Source organism: Bacillus sp. AFS018417 (assembly GCF_002560985.1).
Classification (GTDB): Bacteria; Bacillota; Bacilli; order Bacillales; family Bacillaceae_G; genus Bacillus_A; species Bacillus_A rhizoplanae.
This window is the reverse complement of the sequence record NZ_NTTM01000023.1, coordinates 1-18,369: the sequence shown is the minus strand read 5'-3', so window position 1 is coordinate 18,369 and position 18,369 is coordinate 1. Positions and strand designations below refer to the sequence as shown.

General features: G+C 37.4%; 20 protein-coding genes and 1 pseudogene. 15 read left to right on the top strand and 6 right to left on the bottom strand.

All coding sequences use genetic code 11. The features are described 5' to 3' along the window. The first annotated feature begins 157 nt into the window (after window positions 1-157). From CN326_RS09895 to CN326_RS25070, 4 genes and pseudogenes are all read left to right on the top strand, one after another. Complete coding sequence (locus CN326_RS09895) at window positions 158-793, top strand: helix-turn-helix transcriptional regulator (RefSeq protein ID WP_098308799.1); 636 nt, start codon at window positions 158-160, stop codon at window positions 791-793. 92 nt (window positions 794-885) lie between these two features. Next, complete coding sequence (locus CN326_RS09890) at window positions 886-1,650, top strand: TIGR01457 family HAD-type hydrolase (RefSeq protein WP_098308950.1); 765 nt, start codon at window positions 886-888, stop codon at window positions 1,648-1,650. Window positions 1,651-1,975: 325 nt separating this feature from the next. After that, a complete protein-coding gene (locus CN326_RS09885) occupies window positions 1,976-3,328 on the top strand; it encodes an MFS transporter (protein ID WP_483295641.1) in 1,353 nt (450 codons plus the stop codon). Further along, window positions 3,309-3,485, top strand: a pseudogene (locus CN326_RS25070) (iron ABC transporter substrate-binding protein); the annotation flags it as partial. The gene CN326_RS09885 and the pseudogene CN326_RS25070, both read left to right, overlap by 20 nt. Before the next feature lie 28 nt (window positions 3,486-3,513). Here the strand turns inward: CN326_RS25070 and CN326_RS09875 are convergent. Then, window positions 3,514-4,095: an NAD(P)H-dependent oxidoreductase gene (locus CN326_RS09875; RefSeq protein WP_098308756.1), complete on the bottom strand. Its 582-nt coding sequence runs from the start codon at window positions 4,093-4,095 to the stop codon at window positions 3,514-3,516. 182 nt (window positions 4,096-4,277) lie between these two features. Here CN326_RS09875 and CN326_RS09870 point away from each other — a divergent pair, with 182 nt between their 5' ends. Next, a complete protein-coding gene (locus CN326_RS09870) occupies window positions 4,278-4,766 on the top strand; it encodes a GNAT family N-acetyltransferase (protein WP_098308754.1) in 489 nt (162 codons plus the stop codon). Between the two features lie 41 nt (window positions 4,767-4,807). On the opposite strand, the gene CN326_RS09865 is transcribed toward CN326_RS09870, so the two are convergent. After that, window positions 4,808-5,299: a phosphatidylglycerophosphatase A family protein gene (locus tag CN326_RS09865; RefSeq protein ID WP_098308752.1), complete on the bottom strand. Its 492-nt coding sequence runs from the start codon at window positions 5,297-5,299 to the stop codon at window positions 4,808-4,810. 116 nt (window positions 5,300-5,415) lie between these two features. Between CN326_RS09865 and yutH the strand changes: the two genes are divergently transcribed. Next, window positions 5,416-6,417 (top strand): spore coat putative kinase YutH, encoded by a 1,002-nt coding sequence (gene yutH / locus CN326_RS09860; protein WP_098308750.1) that lies wholly within the window; start codon window positions 5,416-5,418, stop codon window positions 6,415-6,417. A gap of 47 nt (window positions 6,418-6,464) precedes the next feature. Here the strand turns inward: yutH and CN326_RS09855 are convergent, their stop codons facing one another. Further along, window positions 6,465-6,701 carry a NifU family protein gene (locus tag CN326_RS09855; RefSeq protein WP_098308748.1) on the bottom strand — a complete coding sequence of 79 codons (237 nt, stop codon included), beginning with the start codon at window positions 6,699-6,701 and terminating at the stop codon, window positions 6,465-6,467. A gap of 159 nt (window positions 6,702-6,860) precedes the next feature. Between CN326_RS09855 and CN326_RS09850 the strand changes: the two genes are divergently transcribed. From CN326_RS09850 to CN326_RS09835, 4 genes are all read left to right on the top strand, one after another. After that, window positions 6,861-7,967, top strand: coding sequence for an RNA-guided endonuclease TnpB family protein (locus CN326_RS09850; protein ID WP_098308746.1), 1,107 nt, complete (start codon window positions 6,861-6,863; stop codon window positions 7,965-7,967). A 210-nt stretch (window positions 7,968-8,177) separates the two neighbouring features. Further along, window positions 8,178-8,486 (top strand): YuzD family protein, encoded by a 309-nt coding sequence (locus CN326_RS09845; RefSeq protein WP_098308744.1) that lies wholly within the window; start codon window positions 8,178-8,180, stop codon window positions 8,484-8,486. An 81-nt stretch (window positions 8,487-8,567) separates the two neighbouring features. Beyond that, window positions 8,568-8,858 carry a hypothetical protein gene (locus CN326_RS09840; protein WP_098308742.1) on the top strand — a complete coding sequence of 97 codons (291 nt, stop codon included), beginning with the start codon at window positions 8,568-8,570 and terminating at the stop codon, window positions 8,856-8,858. Next, a complete protein-coding gene (locus tag CN326_RS09835; protein ID WP_098308740.1) occupies window positions 8,846-9,643 on the top strand; it encodes a nucleotidyltransferase domain-containing protein in 798 nt (265 codons plus the stop codon). Before CN326_RS09840 ends, CN326_RS09835 begins: the two co-directional genes overlap by 13 nt. A gap of 48 nt (window positions 9,644-9,691) precedes the next feature. Here CN326_RS09835 and CN326_RS09830 read toward each other — a convergent pair whose 3' ends face one another. Next, on the bottom strand, window positions 9,692-10,762 hold the full coding sequence (locus CN326_RS09830) for an NAD(P)/FAD-dependent oxidoreductase (protein WP_098308738.1): 1,071 nt from the start codon (window positions 10,760-10,762) through the stop codon (window positions 9,692-9,694). Between the two features lie 331 nt (window positions 10,763-11,093). On the opposite strand from CN326_RS09830, the gene CN326_RS09825 reads away from it, so the two are divergent. From CN326_RS09825 to CN326_RS09815, 3 genes are all read left to right on the top strand, one after another. Beyond that, window positions 11,094-11,333: a YuzB family protein gene (locus tag CN326_RS09825; RefSeq protein ID WP_098308736.1), complete on the top strand. Its 240-nt coding sequence runs from the start codon at window positions 11,094-11,096 to the stop codon at window positions 11,331-11,333. Between the two features lie 266 nt (window positions 11,334-11,599). Further along, entirely contained in the window at window positions 11,600-12,466 is an 867-nt protein-coding gene (gene dapF / locus CN326_RS09820) for a diaminopimelate epimerase (RefSeq protein ID WP_098308734.1), read from the top strand. Window positions 12,467-12,507: 41 nt separating this feature from the next. Further along, window positions 12,508-12,861 (top strand): HesB/IscA family protein, encoded by a 354-nt coding sequence (locus CN326_RS09815; protein WP_098308732.1) that lies wholly within the window; start codon window positions 12,508-12,510, stop codon window positions 12,859-12,861. A gap of 224 nt (window positions 12,862-13,085) precedes the next feature. Here the strand turns inward: CN326_RS09815 and CN326_RS09810 are convergent, their stop codons facing one another. Further along, window positions 13,086-15,413, bottom strand: coding sequence for an immune inhibitor A domain-containing protein (locus CN326_RS09810; protein WP_098308730.1), 2,328 nt, complete (start codon window positions 15,411-15,413; stop codon window positions 13,086-13,088). Between the two features lie 778 nt (window positions 15,414-16,191). Between CN326_RS09810 and CN326_RS09805 the strand changes: the two genes are divergently transcribed. Together CN326_RS09805 and CN326_RS24590 are read left to right on the top strand one after the other, a co-directional pair. Beyond that, a complete protein-coding gene (locus CN326_RS09805; RefSeq protein ID WP_098308728.1) occupies window positions 16,192-17,427 on the top strand; it encodes a helix-turn-helix domain-containing protein in 1,236 nt (411 codons plus the stop codon). 310 nt (window positions 17,428-17,737) lie between these two features. Then, window positions 17,738-17,908, top strand: coding sequence for a hypothetical protein (locus tag CN326_RS24590; RefSeq protein ID WP_176524580.1), 171 nt, complete (start codon window positions 17,738-17,740; stop codon window positions 17,906-17,908). Window positions 17,909-17,958: 50 nt separating this feature from the next. On the opposite strand, the gene CN326_RS09800 is transcribed toward CN326_RS24590, so the two are convergent. Beyond that, window positions 17,959-18,369, bottom strand: a 411-nt coding sequence (locus tag CN326_RS09800) for a zinc ribbon domain-containing protein (RefSeq protein WP_141525018.1), incomplete at its 5' end; no start/stop codon positions are given.

The following is an 18,369-nucleotide window of genomic DNA, read 5'->3' as shown; positions in this document are numbered from 1 at the left end:
GCTCTCAACAGTCAGTCCCCACCTCTCTTTTTTGTTTTCTCACAATCTTGAGGTGGGGGTTTTACTGCCTGCGGATAGGGGGATAAATTCATGTGGCTCTAATGGACAGTGATGTACTTTGCTCATTAAAGCTTGTTAAAGGGAAGAAGGTAGAAAAATGGGGGAAGCAGCACGTTCTACAAAAGAAGAAATTCTTCAACTTTTGAAAGTAAGGGGAGAACAGACTGTTGCGGTATTAGCGGAAGCATTGCAAATTACGGAGATGGCAGTGCGTCGTCATGTAAGTAGGCTTGAAAAGGAAGAGTTGATTGAAACGAAGATGGTGCGTCAACATGTCGGGAGACCGATGTATGTCTATCGTTTAAGTACGAAAGGAGAAGACTTGTTTCCGAAACAATATAAGCAGTTTGCAGTCGAAATGTTAGAAGACTTGCTGCATATTGGCGATGAGGAACTCGTTAAGAAGCTTTTAAGGGCACGTACGAAACGTATGGAAGAACAATTGGCAAACCGTATAAATCGAAAAGAAACAACAGTAGAGCGATTAAAAGAAATTGCAGTCATGCAAGAGAAAAATGGTTATATGGTGCGTGTGCAGCAAGAAAGTGAGCGCTCCTTCCTATTACAAAAGCAAAATTGTCCGTTAATAGAGGTAGCTGAAAAATTTCCGCAAATTTGTCATGATGAGAAAAATATGTATAATACACTGTTGCCAGATGCTGATGTGAAAGTATTATCTAATATGTGTGATGGAGATTGCTTCTGTTCGTATCAAATAATAGAAAAAAAATGAACATTATGGGACGCTTTTTGAAAAAGCGTTTTTTTCTTTTTGGAAAAAGGATACGATAAGAGGAGAGTATGTATCAAGAAGGAGTGGCACCTATGTATAAAGGCTATTTAATTGACTTAGACGGAACAATGTATCGAGGCGAAGAACGAATTGAAGAGGCAAGTGATTTTGTAAAGGCGCTGCAAGAGCGTAACTTACCATATTTATTTGTTACGAACAACTCAACGCGTAGACCAGAGCAAGTTGCAGACAAGCTTGTGCAGTTTGATATTCCAGCTAGCGCAGAACAAGTATTTACGACAAGCATGGCAACAGCGAACTTTATATATGAAAGAAAGCAAAATGCTTCTGTATATATGATTGGAGAAGAAGGTTTGCGCGATGCCCTTGTGGAAAAAGGATTCACACTTGTGGATAGTAATCCGGATTTTGTCGTCGTTGGATTAGATCGCGAAGTTACATACGAAAAGCTAGCAAAAGCGTGCTTAGCCGTTCGTAACGGGGCAACATTCATTTCAACAAACGCTGATATTGCGATTCCAACAGAACGCGGCTTATTACCAGGGAACGGTTCTTTAACATCCGTTGTAGCAGTATCCACAACAGTAAATCCAATTTTCATTGGTAAACCAGAATCCATTATTATGGAACAGGCTCTAAAAGTGCTTGGTACAACGAAAGAAGAAACGTTAATGGTTGGGGATAACTACGATACAGACATTTTAGCTGGTATGAATGCGGGGATGGATACGCTTCTTGTCCACACAGGAGTCACATCTGTGGAAAAATTAACAGAATATGATGTGCAGCCAACGCATGTTGTCCACAGTTTAACAGAGTGGATTGAGAAGATGTAGGAAGAGATAGGCAATCGTAAAAGGTTGCCTATTTTTTTTATAACAAAAAATTCGTTCTGGTGATACATATGGTCGAATTGTGTGAAGTTTTATTCCTTCCTTGCTGAACAGGTGAATGGTATAATATGGAACAAATGTGATAAGGAGGCGTATTTATGAAGTGCACAAAAATGATGGGGGTACAAATTTAAGGGGAAAACGCATCATTTACCCTATAAACTGCGTGGTTCCCCCTTAAGATGGGGGTATCATCCTAGTGGAAAAAGATTTACAACAATTAAAGAATAGTAATATATCAACTACAGTAACCGATTTACCGAATTATGTGTTTACTGATGTGAAGAAGGCTTTTCTATGGCTTGGCTTTCTTGCTTTCTTCAGCGTATTGAACGAAATGGTTTTTAATGTAGTTTTACCGGATATCGCGAAAGACCTTGGTATATCACCGTCTTTGGCTAACTGGGTAAATACAAGTTTTATGCTTTCATTTGCTATTGGATCAATCACGTACGGAACAATAAGTGATAAATATGGTGTGAAGAAATTACTTGTTTTCGGTCTGCTAGTTTATAGTGGTGGGTCACTTTTAGGTGTGTTGGCACATTCTAATTTTTTTGCTGTAATTGCTGCGCGTTTTATTCAAGGTGTTGGTGCATCATCAGTGCCGGCGCTTATTATGGTAATCGTTGCACGCTACGTGAAATCAGAGAATCGTGGTAAAGCATTTGGTATAATCGGCTCGTTGGTAGCTATGGGAGAAGGAATAGGCCCAGCTCTTGGTGGGACGGTTGCCCATTATGTACAGTGGCCATTTCTTTTTCTGATTCCGATGCTGACACTTTTCACTATCCCCTTTTTTCTAAAAGAACTTCCTAATGAATCCACAAAGGGAGAGAGGATAGATACTTGGGGATTAGCGTTACTGTCCTGTGGGATTGTCACATTTACTATATATACAACGCAATATAACTGGTTGTATTTGTCGATTAGTTTTGTGTTGTTTGCAGAATTCGCTTTGCATATACACAAGGCTGAATCGCCTTTTATAGAACCACGATTATTTATAAATCGAAAGTTCATATTGGGAGTTCTAACTGCTTGTATTCTGCTAGGTACTGTGGCAGGTTGCATATCAATGATCCCTTATATGATGAGAGGTGTACACCAGCTATCTGCAAGTATGATTGGGTGGGTTATATTCCCAGGAACTATGAGTGCAATGTTATTCAGTATAGTTGGTGGTAACCTAGTTGATAAACGAGGAACTACATTTGTGTTATGGATGGGCTCATTTTTCATTATTGTGAGCTTTTTTATCATTTCATTATTTGCGGATCAAACACCATGGTTAGTTTCTGGTATGTTGATTCTAATGTTTGGTGGACTCTCCTTCGTTAAAACAGTAATTTCCACGAGTGTTGCCGATGCTCTGGAGCCGAAGGAAGTCGGCGCAGGTATGGGATTTCTCAGCTTCGCCTGCTTCTTAGCGGAGGGATTAGGGATGGCTATTGTTGGTGGGTTGTTAACAAAACATATTCTAGAATATCCGTTATTTTCCACTATACAAAATGCTAAAGCGTACTTGTATAGTAATTTACTACTTGTTTTTATTGTTACCATATTAATCGGAGCAACTATCTATACAGTAGCTTATAGTCGAAGAAGGGAAAGGCGATAAAACATTCGTACAGGGACAATTTCCGCAAGAGAATGTCTTTTTGGATCGCGGTATAGAAAAGTGGAATAACAATGTAAACTTATTAATTAGAAATGAAGATATAAAAGAGTTAGAAGAGGTCCTGCAAAGATATATCCCTAAAATTATTGGAAATTAAAAATCCACCTTCACAAGGTGGATTTTCGTTAAAACAAACGATTCACTAGTTTTTTCACTTCTTCAAGGTATTGTGTTCTCACTTCGTTATCCACAGAAGGAACGCTCGTATAGAAAGCGTGCTCGACTGTTTCAATACCAGTAAAATCAAAAATACCTGCATCAGTTGTTTTCTTCATTGCTTCAAACATACCGCTTGCATCGTAATTCTCTTTTGAATTGCCCATTGTGGATAATAATACCCCTTTTTTACCTGTTAAAAATTTATCAACGCCATTTGGGCCGTATGTAAAAGCAAATCCTTGGCTAAATACACGTTCTACATACCCTTTTAAGATAGCGGGAAGGCCTGCCCACCAAACTGGATAAATAAATGTGATCACATCTGCCCACGTAATATGTTCTTGTTCTGCCTTAATATCAGCCGGCGTATTTCCTTGTGAAAAGGAAATGAAATCATCGGCAGCTAATACAGGATTGAAGTTTATAGCATATAGATCGCGAACACGTACTTCATGTCCTTTTTCTTGTAACTGTCCTTGAAATGTTTCTAAAATTGCATGATTAAAGCTTTGTGGATTCGGGTGTGCATAAACGATTAAATGTTTCATTACAATTCCTCCTGCCTGTGGATATGTTAGTAGTATGTTCAAAGTGTGAATAAAACATATTTTGTAACTATTGTAGTTACAATGTGTTGAGAAGTCAAAGAAGATGCCTCTTACAGATTAAGAAACAGGAGTTTTCCTAGCGTGAGCGAATATGTAGAAGGAAAGAGAAGGTGAACGTAGGAATGAACATTCATAGACTTACGCTAGAAGAAGCGCAAAACATAAATGTGTGGCAATATGATGCACCGTATGAATTATATAGTTTTACCGGAGCGTCTGAAACGCTGGAAGAATTGCTCGACGGTACATATTATGGCGTTCGTAATGAGCATAATGAAATCGTCGGTTATTTTTGTTTTGGGGATAACGCACAAGTGCCGGGCGGAAGAGAGGCAAAGTTATACACAGGTGAGTGTGTTGTGGATATTGGGCTTGGAATGAAACCGGCGTTAACTGGAAAGGGATTGGGGATATCTTTTTTACAAGCTGGACTGCAGTTTGCGAACGAGCAATTTAGACCAGAGAAAATCCGTTTAAGCGTAGCTACTTTTAATGAGCGTGCAATCGCTCTGTATATGAAAGCAGGTTTTCAAAAGAAGACTTCTTTCATGAGCAGGGGAAGGGAATTTTTACTTATGGAGTATGACGCGGCGGAATGTAAAAACAAATAAGAAAAACCAGCTTAAAGAAGTTGGTTTTTCCTGTTTTTGTACTATTCAGCGTGTGCAGCTCTATGCGCTAAACGGCTGGATGCAGCAGCGGCAATTGCTCCGACGATATCATCGAGGAATGTATGAACTTTACCTGTGGATTTGTCATTTAAATATTCTAAAATACCTGGTTTTAATTTATCGATATAGCCAAAGTTTGTGAAACCGATTGAACCGTATACGTTGACGATAGATAAGGCAACGACTTCATCTACACCGTATAATCCTTCGTCACGATGTATGATGTCTTGAAGAGGAGCGCTTAACAACCCTTTTTCGGCAAGGACGTCCAGCTCAATTCCTGTAATGAGTGCATTTTGCACTTCGCGTTTGGATAAGACGCGTTCTACGTTATAACGACACTCTTCCATTGCTAAATTGGGATGATATTTTTTTTGAAGAAAATGAACGAGATCTGCAATATCGTCAATTGTTACACCGCGTTCTTGTAGTAATTGTAATGCTCTTTCTTGTAGTTCATTTCGTTGTGTCATGATTATCACCTTTTTTTCTTTTTAATATTGTATACGTATATGTGTACTATGTGCATAGGAATGAAAGTTAATCAGAAGCTCATATATATATAGAAAAAATATAGGTGGCGAGTACGATGATTCAACATATTTATGAGCATTACCATATACACGTCAAAGAATTTACAACCCTCGGTCCCTATAAAAGCTTTTGGGTTCGAAATAAAACTTATGTGCTTCTTGCTACGGGAAACTTGCAAGAAGAAGAGCTTTTTGAAATGAAGAAGTTAAGTGATTATATGAATCAGCAAGGCGATATTACAGTTGCGACGTTTGTTCCAAACATACAAGGTTATTATGTTAGCGAGATAGAAGATACAAATTATTGTTTGCTGAAAGGAATGCGTATGTTAGAGCGCAATGTAATGTCTTCAGGAAGCGAGCTATCGTTATTTCATAAGCGCGGAGCATTCTTTTCTGATGATATTGAACATCTCAGCCGAATTGGTGAATGGAAGGCGCTGTGGGAAAAACGATTAGATCAGCTCGAACGCTTTTGGCAATCAAAAATAGTGAGTCACCCTACTGACATGTTTGAACAATTATTTATCGAATCATTCCCTTACTATTTAGGTCTTGCCGAAAATGCGATTCAATATGTAATGGATACAGAAATTGATGATATTCCTCAACGCGCTGACGCCGCAACGATTTGTCAAGAACGATTTACGCCATTACTTTGGCAGCAAACGAAGCGATTAAAGCTGCCAGTTGATTGGGTATACGATCATCCAAGCCGCGACTTAGCAGAGTGGGTCCGTCACGTTTCTTTTGAAAAAAGAGCGAACTGGGAAGAAGAAATTGCTCAATTTGTAACCGACTATGAACGTAACTATCCATTATCTTCTTTTGGATGGCGGCTGCTATTTGCGCGTCTTCTCTTTCCTCTTCATTACTTTGAAACAATTGAAGGGTATTACTTAACTGGAAGCGAGACGCAGAAATATGTATATCAAGATCGGCTAGAAACCATTTTACAGCGGGTAGATCAATCGGAACAATTTCTTCAGCACTTTTATGACCTTATTCGTTTACCTGTTGATAAGTTAGGAATTCGTAAGTTAGATTGGTTAACATAATATGTAATTTAGAAAAAAGAGACCATAGTGGGTCTCTTTTCTTTAGCTTAAAATACTTGTTCTACTTCGATTACGCCTGGTACTTCTTCTAAAAGTGCGCGTTCGATACCAGCTTTTAATGTGATTGTAGAACTTGGGCAGCTGCCGCAAGCACCTAGAAGGCGTAATTTAACGATACCCTCTTCAACATCTACTAATTCTACGTCACCGCCATCACGAAGTAAGAATGGACGTAATTTATCTAATACTTCTGCTACTTGTTCGTGTAAGTTTTCGTTTTCCATTTTTATCGACTCCTTTCATTAGTTTTATTATAATCAAGATGCGGGGGAAAATCTATTTTTAACTTTCATTGGAAAGAAGTCTCATACAACAGGTGGTTCGCCCATTGAAGTGATAAAGACATATGTAGAAAATCAAGGTATGAAATGAGGTGATTCGATATGGCAAATAAAGCGTACAAATTCCGTTTGTATCCAACACAAGAACAGGAGCAACTTTTCGTAAAAACCTTTTGTTGTGTTCGTTTCGTCTACAACAAAATGTTGGTGGAACAAAAGGAAACATATGACAAGTTCAAAGAAGACAAAGAAACCCTAAAGAAACAAAAGTTCCCTACTCCTGCCAAGTATAAAAAAGAGTTCGCATGGCTCAAAGAAGTAGACAGCCTTGCATTGGCAAACGCAGGGCTTAATTTGCAAAAGGCATATAAAAACTTCTTTTCTGGGCGCGCTGAATTTCCGAAGTTCAAAACTCGTAAGGCGAGACAATCCTATACAACTAATGTGGTTAATGGAAACATTATGCTTTTGGATGGCTATATCAAATTACCGAAATTGAAACTAGTGAAAGTGAAGCAACATCGAAAAATTCCCTCACACCATATCATCAAGTCTTGTACGATTTCTCGAACAAAAACAGGAAAATACTATATTTCTATTCTCACTGAATATGAACATCAACCTATACAAAAAGAAATACAAGCTGTTGTTGGATTAGATTTTTCTATGAACGGCTTATTTGTCGATAGTGAGGAAGGTAAGACAGCCAATTACTCTCGATTTTATCGACAAGCCTTGGAAAAGTTAGCAAAGGAACAGCGTATTCTATCACGCAGAAAGAAAAGTTCTAATCGTTGGCATAAACAGCGTCTGAAAGTAGCGAAGATACATGAAAAAATTGCGAATCAACGAAAAGATTTTCTACATAAGGAATCGCAAAAATTAGCGAAACAGTATGATTGCGTGGTTATCGAAGATCTCAACATGAAAGGAATGTCACAAGCCCTTCATTTTGGCAAAAGCGTTGCTGATAACGCATGGAGCATGTTCACGACATTTCTTCAATACAAGTTAGAGGAGCAAGGGAAAAAGCTTATCAAAATAGATAAGTGGTTTCCATCATCTAAAACTTGTTCATGTTGTGGTCAAGTAAAGGAGTCTCTTCCTCTCTCTGAACGCACATTCCACTGTGATTGTGGTTTTGTGGCAGACAGGGACTGGAATGCTTCTATCAATATCAAACGTGAAGGATTGCGATTGTTAGTATAATCACATACAGAGCATGGAACAGGCTTGGTAGCTAAGTAAATTTCGTATCGTTAGGCACGATTACCTTAGAAGCCCCCATCACTAAGCAAAGCGTAGGTGGAGGGTAGTTCACTATCTTTCTTATGTTGTCCAAATAGTTTATAGAGAATTCCTTCTTATATGTGACAATAAGATGCAGAAAAAAATGTATGTGCGAATGGGGGAGAAAATATGATTAAAGTTAGCGTCTATGGGGCAAAGGTTGTATGTGCTAGCTGCGTTGGGATGCCGTCATCAACGGAAACGTATGAATGGCTGCAAGCAGCAATTGGAAGGAAGTATGAAAGACAAGAAGAGAAATTTCACTTTGAATATGTGGACATTCACGAGCAGCAAGAAGAGGAAGAAAAACGAGCTTTTGCTGAGCGTGTGATTGAAGAAGACTTATTTTATCCTGTTGTTCTTGTGAATAATGAGATTGTCGGAGAAGGCAATCCTCGCTTGAAGGATGTATACGAAGAAATTGAGAAATATTTATAATATAACTTATAACTCACAGAGCTCTTGCAACGTAGATTACGAAACGCAAGGGCTTTTTCCGTATTCGAAAGGGTGGATGAGATGAAGAAGGGCTTTGTAATAGGGAGTATAGGGCTTTTTGCAGTCAGCGGTATTGCCTATATGGAAGGAGATGCAGCGATGATTTACTCGTTAGCAGGTTGGCTGAGCCTCTTTTTCTTAGCTAGTGCAGCATTTCTTTGTATAGATGGATTCATTTTAGGAGCGCGGGGGACATTTGCTTCAGCAAAGCCAAGGCGAAAAGAATCCCGTTTTCAATCTGCTAAAACGAATGTGTTTGCAGTGATTCCAAATGTGGTAGCTGCGTTAGGGGTATACTTATGGGTATCGTAACGGAGCATTTTGTACCAGAAGAAGTAAAGGTCTTATTAGAGCAGTATGTGAATGGACTTCAGGAAATCGTTTCTAAAGAAAAACTAGTTGGCGTGTATTTGTATGGTTCATTAGCATTAGGAGCTTTTCATTTGGGAATGAGTGATGTTGATTTTGTAACGGTGACAACAGAACAAGTGAGTGAAGCAGAGAAAGTGAAGATACGTGAACTACATAAGAAACTCTATAAACATGATCTTGGTAAGCGAATGGACGGTATGTATATTCCGCTTGTTGATTTAGGAAAGCAAAATCATGAAATGTCACCGTATTTATATTGTTCAGATGGAAAAATGAATGAAGGGCATTGGGATATTAATTCTGTGACGTGGTGGACATTAAAAAATCAAGGTATTACTGTTTGGGGTAAACAAGCAAACGAACTTCCGTATGCAATCACGTGGAATGATGTTGTGAACACAATGAAATACAATGTGGAACAATATTGGAGTGAGAAAGTAAAGCGTCCGTATTTATTTTTATCTACAGAATGGGTGGAGTTTGCAGTTGTGACAATGGGACGTATCATATACACGTTAGAGACGGAACGGATTGTTTCTAAAGATGAAGGGCTGCAATACGTGATGCAATCTTTTAAGCAATGGGAACCGCTGTTGCAAGACGTATATCGAATTCGTCACAAAGGAGGAATGAAACCGTCCTTATCGAGATGGAGACGTGCTGAGATGACGAAGAAGTATTTATTGTTTGGGATAGAGGGATGTAAGAAGAGGTGGGGAAGATAAAGTGAAAACAAAAAAACAAGAGCTGCACGTGCGCTCTTGTTTTTTTGTTTAACCATTATGATGCTTATACATCCAAAGAATACCTGATTTTAAAAGGCGAGGTACGCGGCCCATTAATGGCTGATTTGCGAGTAAACCGAAGCCGTGTTTTTTACCGAGAGAACCAAGAACACCTTTTAATTTAATAACAGGTAGTTCTTCTGGTAATGTTTCATTATTCCAACGTTTTAATAATATTTGGACAATTTGCTCGCCTTGTCCTTCTGCTAGCTGAGCAGATGGTGCGTGCGGCAACGCAGCGCAATCACCTAACACATACACATTCTCAAAATCTGGAATATTATGATATTTTGTTAATACAACACGACCGCTATTATCGTGCTCGACAGGTAGATTACGAACAACCTCATTTGCTTGAATGCCAGCTGTCCATACGATTGCGTCGCATTCAAGTGGTTCATCGTGGTTATACACAATATTTGGCTCCACTTTTGTAATGTTCGAGTTGCGAATGATTGTAACATTATGTTTCAAAAACCACTCTTCTACATATCTACTTAATTTTTCTGGGAATGGGAAAAGAATGCGATCTTTTCGGTCAAATAAATAAATGTTTAAGTCTGGACGGCTTTCACGAAGTTCACTTGCTACTTCAACACCGCTTAGTCCAGCTCCTACAACAGCAACTGTTGCGTGTGGCTCTAAACCGTTTAGTTGTTGATATGTTTGACGAACTTGTTCAATGGATTGAAGGCTATACGTATGTTCTTGCGCTCCTGGAACGTTGTGATAGTTGTCTTCACAACCAAGTCCAATAATTAAGTCATCATAATTCACAATTTCACCGTCATCAAGATGAACGGCTTTGTTTTCTAAATCAACATTAGTTATCGTCCCGTATTGAATATTAAGTCGTGGATGTTCTGGAAATGGAATGCGAATATGCGTTTCAGAAATCGTTCCTGCTACTAATGCGTAGTATTCTGTTTTAAAACAGTGATACGGCACTTTGTCGATTAATGTCACTTGAACATCATCCGGAAGTTGGTTGCTCGGAAGAAGACGCTGTAAAACTCTCATTCCACCGTAGCCCCCACCAAGTATTACGAGGTGCTTCATGATGGATTACCCCTTTTCTGTTGAAATATCCCCTAATCATAAAAAGTTTTTATATTACAAAAATATTTTGACTTTACCCACTCAAATTATATCGAATTCAGAAGCAAATAACAATGTATGAATGCATAATCTGTTGTACAATAAGAAGAAAAGTGGGGCGATTTGTGAAAAAATTGTAGAATGTTGCAGTTTTCGACCGAAAAGTGCTTTTTATTAAGGATTAACGCATAAAACGATTGAAAATTTTAGTCGTTTCAGCTCGATTTATACAACATCTTAGTTTTACTGTTATAAAACAAGGGTTAATATATAGAGGTAGGGGGGAATAAGGGTGATTAAACCGTTAATTGAATTTTGTGTTGGCAACCTTGCAAGTGGTGCGCAAAAGGCAAGGGAACAACTAGAGAAAGATCCGAATTTAGATGTGATTGAGTATGGTTGTCTTGGTTATTGCGGTATTTGCTTTGAAGGACCGTATGCACTTGTGAACGGTGAAGTTGTAAAAGGTGAAACACCGGAAGAACTTGTGAAAAATATATATGATTATTTAGATGAAAATCCGATGTTTTAAGGCGTTGCAACGAAGCAGCGTCTTTTTTATTTGGATACATAAAATCATCTCGAAGGAACAGGCTAATTAGTGCAGCAAGTACTGATATGTATATATATAAAAAGAAAGCCCTTTGTTGAAGGGCTTTTTTCTTACACGATACGTGTAAGCACGACCTTGTTACGCCAAAATTGTCGTTGAATATGAGAAACGGGGGACATTCTTATTGTTTTCCAAAAGCGCTCATTTTATACTTATAACAATAAAAAATTTTGGAGTGAACCAATATGGAACAACTTTTTTTCACGAAAATGCACGGTCTTGGAAATAATTATATTTATGTAAATATGTTTGAAGAACAAATTGCAGAAGAGCATATAGCGAAAGTTGCTGAAAAAGTGTCAAATGTGAATACTGGGATTGGTTCTGACGGAATGATTCTAATTTGTCCATCTGACGTTGCTCCTGTAAAGATGCGTATTTTTAATAAAGACGGTTCAGAAGGAAAAAGCTGCGGGAATGGACTGCGATGCGTTGCAAAGTACGCATATGAGCATAAATTAGTAGAAGAGACTGTTTTTACAATTGAAACGTTAGCAGGAATTGTTACAGCAGAAGTAGTAGTTGAAGATGGAATTGTAACTTCCGCTACAATTGATATGGGTGCGCCGCGATTAAAACGCACAGATTTACCGATGTTAGGTGAAGGAGAAACACCATTTATTCGTGAAGATTTCCTTTACAGCAATCACCGCTATGCATTTACAGCTGTCTCAATGGGAAATCCGCATGCTGTTATTTTTGTAGATGATATTGACGAAGCGCCGCTTACAACATTAGGCCCTGTGCTAGAAACACACGAGATGTTTCCGGAAAGCGTGAATGTAGAATTTATTGAAGTTCTGAATCATCATGAAATGTATTTCCGTGTATGGGAACGCGGTTCTGGTATTACACAAGCGTGTGGAACAGGAGCATGTGCCGCAGTTGTAGCTGCAATCTTGAATGGAAAGATGAAGCGCGGACAAGAAATCACTGTTCATTTAGCAGGCGGAGATTTAATGATTACGTGGACAGAAGAAGGAACAGTTTTAATGAATGGTCCTGCAGAGGTCACTTGCAGCGGTGTATATTATTATAAGATTGAAGAGTAAAGATGTATAATAGAACGAAAGAAGAAAGGAAGGTGGATTCTATGATTACTGTAACAGAACAAGCTGCATATCAAATTAAAGATATGTTAAAGGATGCTGAAGATGGAGAGAAATACGTTCGCCTTGCAGTGCACGGCGGTGGATGTAGCGGTCTTTCTTACGGCTTAGGATTTGAAAGAGAACCAAATGAAGACGACACAGTTCTTGAATTTTTCGGTGTTGAATTTGTTATTGATAAAGAAAGTGCTCCAATTGTAAAAGGAGTAAAAATCGATTATAAACAATCGATGCTTGGCGGCGGGTTTACGATTGATAATCCAAATGCTATCGCATCATGCGGATGCGGTTCATCTTTCCGCACAGCAACGAATGCTGGTAAGCCTGAAGAGTGCTAATGCAATGCTTTTCGTATAGAGATATGGGTTTCCAATCAAATATGAGGCACTGCTAAAGAAGTCTTCCAATTGATCTTTAGTTTGTTATAAATGAAAAGAGCGACCGTAATGGCCGCTCCTTTTTTGATTCATATAATCAGTGTTATCAGAAGTTATTGTTTAATGGTACCGGTTAATCGTGCGTTTTTAGCCTCTCGGCACATTCGCATTAAATATTTTCTTCTCTACTTTTTCTTTGATACTTGTATTTGTATTTCATTTTTCCTGTTATCTACTCGAAGAACATCAATTTGCACACCGTTCTTTGGCAATAATTTTCCGCCGCTTGGATTAAATGGTGTAGAATAATCATTTTGATCGTTAAACGTACTGATGCCTGGGCGGGAATCTAGTTCAACTTTGTAAGGAAATATCCAAGAAAATCCGGTGGCATCATACTTCGATGTAGGGGTAAGGCCGAAAGCTGCATCTGCGATTTGGTGCTGTATTGGTCCTATAACTGAAAATTTTTTCATCTCACCGTTCGGATAACTGAATAGAAAATTCAGATAAATCGGATCTTGATGAGCATCTACTATTCCTAAGAACCCATGTCCTGGGTGAGATCCTGTCATATTGTCTGTTCCATAACTGCCATCATAATACCACACAACCATCCCAGGGTCATACGGAATATCTTCTGAATAAGCAAGTGATTTATCTACTCCATTATGTGTACGATATTCTGCTAAGTAGTAATTTGGAAATGCGACTGGCGCACCGTCAAACTCTTTAAACCCATTTAATGTAAACTGGGAACTTGTTTCTGCATCATCTTTAAAGATTACACGATCATCTGCTGCAACTTTAATATTATCTACATAAAATCCTTCTTTCGCTAATCCCTGGTCCGTTACATACTGGAACTCAATTTTAATTTTCTTGCCTGCAAATTGAGAAACGTCGATTTCATCTTTTACCCATTCATTATTTGTAGTATCTGAAAATACCTTTATTTGCACAGGTTGAGTTGAACCCTCTTCATATACATTTACATATAGGTAATCATAATCACTCTCAATATCGCGCCATGAATCAAATGTTAATTTTGCATGAGAAGTATTCGTTAAGTCAATAACAGGAGATGTCATACTCGTTTTTAACCTGTCTCCTTTTGTAGAGAAGTATGATTTTGTTCCTAGCGGTTTCGTCGGAGCATCTTTTAAAACATCTGGTAAATTAATTTTTAATATTTTCCCATTTTTTGAGTCTGCAACCGCTTCTTTCAATTTTACATTTCGAGCTTCTTCTAAATTCGGAAAATCAATAACAGTTGGTTTTGGCCAATTACCTCCATAGTTTTCATAGAAAAATAGCTTCGCAAATGGACTAAACCCTGTAGGTTCTGTGCCTGGAATTTTACCGCCCCAGCTCCCCGCACTCATAATGGACCAATTTGCAACAGGCGAACCCCCTCCAGTGTATCCAGTATCATATTCATCTGGTAAACCTAAATTGTGCCCATATTCGTGTGCAAACACACCAGCTGCTCCATCTTCAGGCTGCATAATATAATCGTATGCTTTTAAATTTGTTCCCGGAATTTGTATTGGCTCAGCTCCAATGACAGAACGATGGGACCATAATGCATTCTCCCCTACAGACCCGCCGCCTGCCGCTTCATCTGGACCGGAATGAACAATAAATAGGTTGTCCAGCAAGCCGTCTGGTTCCATTGTATTTCCATCCCCATCCAAGTCATATGGATCACGTTGATCATATTTTGCCTCATTGCCAGCAATTTGATTCCCTGCAGCTTCCAAAGTTTCTCTAACGAGCTCTTGTGGTCTTGCATCCTTTGCTGCTCCTTTTGGTGCCCCGTAATAAGCCATATCATTCTTAGCCATAACCCAAGGTGTTACCTCACCATCAACATGCCAGTACCCTGCTGACTGTTGTTCATAATACTGGGTTACAGATATGAAATTTCTTCCTTTATAATCTTTGTATCCATCAGGATTAAAGATTAAATTTTTATAATGTTCTTGGTTAAAGTCAGAAACCCAAAGACTATTGCCAAACCCATACAACGTAAAAAGAGGATCATTTTCATCAGGCTCAGGCAGTTTATTATGATGAAAATCAGGAAATTCAATAAGTGCAACAACTGAATTATCTACAAATTCTTTTTTCGTGGTACCTTTTTCAGGGGTTGCTTCCTTAATACCAGCAACTTTTTCTTCTGTGTCTTTTTGTACAGCTTTTTTACCTTTATACGCTTTTAAACCAAACTTACTTGATGTATCAATACCTTCTGTCTGACTAAAAGGTGTTGTTTTTCCTTTTGTAACATATTCTTGAATCTTTTTTTCAATTTCTTGAGGATCTGCATTTTTATCTATCTGTCCACTATCTATTAAATATTTCTTTAATGCTTCTTTATTTACGACTCCCCAGTCTGCTGTTTGCGTTATTGACTGTTTTTCTGCAAAACTAGTAGTTGGTTTAGCTGCAAGCCCACCTAAAATAATAGAAGTTGATAACACAGCAATCATTGATTTCTTAAACTTCATAGCTTTACCCCCCTCATATATTCTTAATAAAACAAATATCTTTTTATATAATTAAAACGTTTTTTGTTTTTTATTACTTGCTTTCTCCCTCCCCCAAGTAAAGATAATGCTAAAGCACCTGATAATACCGTCATTCCAAATTTGTTCTTAATTGATATACTTCTCCCCCGAAAAATTTATTTTTATGTATGAGATATACATAAACGCAGTGAAATTTCCTTCTTTATTAAAGAACATACTGTTAAACTTCTTCTTCATCTCAATCATGATGGCCTTATACTTATTCAAGAAGATGTATGCAATATCAATGTGTCTATAGTAAGAGTAATTTATTTTAAATATTATGTAAATTGGGGTAATATAAATTATTAATCTTAATATTTAGGAATAACCATTCGTAAATGCTGTATTTGCCAAGCCCACAAAAGCAGCATCATATTCAACAATTTGTACAGCAATTTGAGCTCTTAAGAAACTTTGTCGTTTTTCAGAATATTGTGTCTAAATTTGGAGGTTGTGATATAATTAAGGACAAGTTCTAAAATAGACCCAAAATAAAATTAAAGGAGGACAAAATCTTTATAGGGTACGTGAATGTTCTTTAAAAGATGATTATTAAAGGGGATAATCATGGAAAAAGTACAAATGAGCAATGGGAAAACAACAGCGATTCAATTAAATTAGGAGCACAAACAAAAAAGATAGAGTGATGATCTTAATTTTATAAATATCAAAAGGCGGGTGTATAATTTTATAGATATCAAAGGGTGGGGATATAATGTACGAAGGGAAAATCATTAAGTTTCATCGTGAAAAAGCTGGATTAACGCAAGAACAACTCGTAAAAGGAGTTTGTTCTGTTACTCATATTAGCAAAATCGAACGAGGGGTTACCGAGTATTCTCCAGAAATTATAACGCTTCTGTCCGAGCGCCTTGAAATAGATATAAATCAGGAAATACACTCCTTTCGTAATATTGAAAGACAACTACATCGTTGGCATGATTTCATTATCATGGAATGTTTTGAAAAGGCAGAAAAAATAAAAACTGACTTTGAAAAGATCAAATGGTTATATCTATCTGACTATCACTTACTCTATAAACTGTTACAAGCAAAATACTATCTCTTACATAAAAATGAAAAGAGTGCATACGAAATAGCAACAGAGGTACAAAGAAACTATAAAAAACTAACCTCTTATGAACAGAATTTATTTAAACATATAATGGGAAAATGTTATTTATTAAAAAAAGACATTCCAAGCGCAATCAATACTTTAAAAACAATCGATGCTGAAGAATATAATAACCTTGAATATTACTATGATTTAGCTCTTGCCTATTATGAAACGAACTCTAAATTGATGGCATATTACTATGCTGAAAAAGCATTGCAATTTTTCAAAGCAAGTAGCAATTTCCGAAAAGTCATTGATACAGAAATACTTATGTTGATACTAGTAGAAGAAAATGAGTACTTTGATTTCAAAGAAACAATCGAACGATATGAAAATCTAATTCAAAATTGTGATTTATGCAACGTTCCGCATAGGAAGGCTATCGTCTTACATAATTTAGCAATCCGATATTTTGAGAGAAAAGAATATAACGCAGCGAGTGAATTGTACAAAAAGGCGATTGATTTAAAAAAGGAGACTTTGCCCAAAAATTTAAATTCTTTATATGGCTATATTCAAAGTTGTTTTAAAGGAAATTTATTATCTAATAAGGAATTATTACGTCTTACTCATGAAGGCTTGGCCAGTGCAACAAATAATAATGATTTTTTATCTACCATACTTTTTAACCTTCTTGTTTATCTAATAGAAGACAAAGAAGATTATTATTATAAATATATAGAAAATTATGCTTTACCATTCTTTCGAGTGAATAATTATGTAAATTTATTGCAACTTTATAAAAAGGAATTATTTAACTATTATTTTAAAACGGGGATGAACGACAAAGCTTTAAAAATCGCCTACAATTTAATCAATAAAGAAATGAAATAAGAAAGATAAAGGGCGGAAACAATAAGGTGATTTTAGTAATCTGAAGGAGCTTTAGCTTAACACTGAAGCTCCTTCATTCGTATAACGTTGGTTATAGGAAATTAATAAAAGCCAGCAATGCATCTGCCAAATTCCAAGCTTGAATGTTGTTTGTTCTTTTTAGAGATAGGGTAATATCCTTTCGTGCCAACAATAGCAACATCTTTTTCCTGCGCTTCTCTTTCAATCTTGAGGTGGGGGTCTTACTGCTCACGAATAGCGGGATAAAATCATGGCAAAATTCTAATACTAATAAAAAGAGGTGATTTTGATGGGGAAATGGAATGAACAGGCGGCACCAAATAATAATTTGCCATCCAGCACAATCCGGTCATCTGAATTGCTGCTAGGAAAGAAAGCAGACCATGAATTTTCAGAGGAGCTTTCCGATGGCGGAGAAAGAGATAAAAACATTCAGATACTCAAAAACAGTCCTAAATGAATACTCCCCCACTTAGCGGAGCTGGAAGTGGGGGTTTCTAACGTTTCGATCTAACGGAGGATTAACGTTAGTGGAGTTAACACACTGGCGAGCTGTTTCACACCTAACCCCTCTATCCCGTTTGTCCATGCATTCGGGAATGCTTTTCGTAAAATATTAGCCGCGGCGTTTACGTCTGCATTAATGAAGATTCCCTTTGCAGAACGATACATACCACGCTTGATTCGTTTTCCTGAAAAAGTTGCATGCTTGTCATTTGTTCTATACGTTGGAATGAAGTCAAGATCCAAAAAACTTGCTTTGGATGTATACGATTCTTCGATTACAATCACTTCGATACCTACTTTTTTTGCTTTATATGTAATCATTTGAATCAATACACTGTGTGGGATATGACAAAACGTTTGGTTCTGTTTCTTTCCCATATCCGTTTCCTGTTTCCAATTTTTGTTCTGACCAAC

Coding starts and splice junctions, on each gene's coding strand:
- CN326_RS09895 (WP_098308799.1), top strand. CDS start 158: ATGGGGGAAGCAGCACGTTCTACAAAAGAAGAAATTCTTCAACTTTTG.
- CN326_RS09835 (WP_098308740.1), top strand. CDS start 8,846: ATGGGTATCGTAACGGAGCATTTTGTACCAGAAGAAGTAAAGGTCTTA.
- CN326_RS09870 (WP_098308754.1), top strand. CDS start 4,278: ATGAACATTCATAGACTTACGCTAGAAGAAGCGCAAAACATAAATGTG.
- CN326_RS09890 (WP_098308950.1), top strand. CDS start 886: ATGTATAAAGGCTATTTAATTGACTTAGACGGAACAATGTATCGAGGC.
- CN326_RS09845 (WP_098308744.1), top strand. CDS start 8,178: ATGATTAAAGTTAGCGTCTATGGGGCAAAGGTTGTATGTGCTAGCTGC.
- CN326_RS09830 (WP_098308738.1), bottom strand. CDS start 10,762: ATGAAGCACCTCGTAATACTTGGTGGGGGCTACGGTGGAATGAGAGTT.
- CN326_RS09865 (WP_098308752.1), bottom strand. CDS start 5,299: ATGACACAACGAAATGAACTACAAGAAAGAGCATTACAATTACTACAA.
- CN326_RS24590 (WP_176524580.1), top strand. CDS start 17,738: ATGGGGAAATGGAATGAACAGGCGGCACCAAATAATAATTTGCCATCC.
- yutH (WP_098308750.1), top strand. CDS start 5,416: ATGATTCAACATATTTATGAGCATTACCATATACACGTCAAAGAATTT.
- dapF (WP_098308734.1), top strand. CDS start 11,600: ATGGAACAACTTTTTTTCACGAAAATGCACGGTCTTGGAAATAATTAT.
- CN326_RS09875 (WP_098308756.1), bottom strand. CDS start 4,095: ATGAAACATTTAATCGTTTATGCACACCCGAATCCACAAAGCTTTAAT.
- CN326_RS09815 (WP_098308732.1), top strand. CDS start 12,508: ATGATTACTGTAACAGAACAAGCTGCATATCAAATTAAAGATATGTTA.
- CN326_RS09840 (WP_098308742.1), top strand. CDS start 8,568: ATGAAGAAGGGCTTTGTAATAGGGAGTATAGGGCTTTTTGCAGTCAGC.
- CN326_RS09850 (WP_098308746.1), top strand. CDS start 6,861: ATGGCAAATAAAGCGTACAAATTCCGTTTGTATCCAACACAAGAACAG.
- CN326_RS09855 (WP_098308748.1), bottom strand. CDS start 6,701: ATGGAAAACGAAAACTTACACGAACAAGTAGCAGAAGTATTAGATAAA.
- CN326_RS09805 (WP_098308728.1), top strand. CDS start 16,192: ATGTACGAAGGGAAAATCATTAAGTTTCATCGTGAAAAAGCTGGATTA.
- CN326_RS09810 (WP_098308730.1), bottom strand. CDS start 15,413: ATGAAGTTTAAGAAATCAATGATTGCTGTGTTATCAACTTCTATTATT.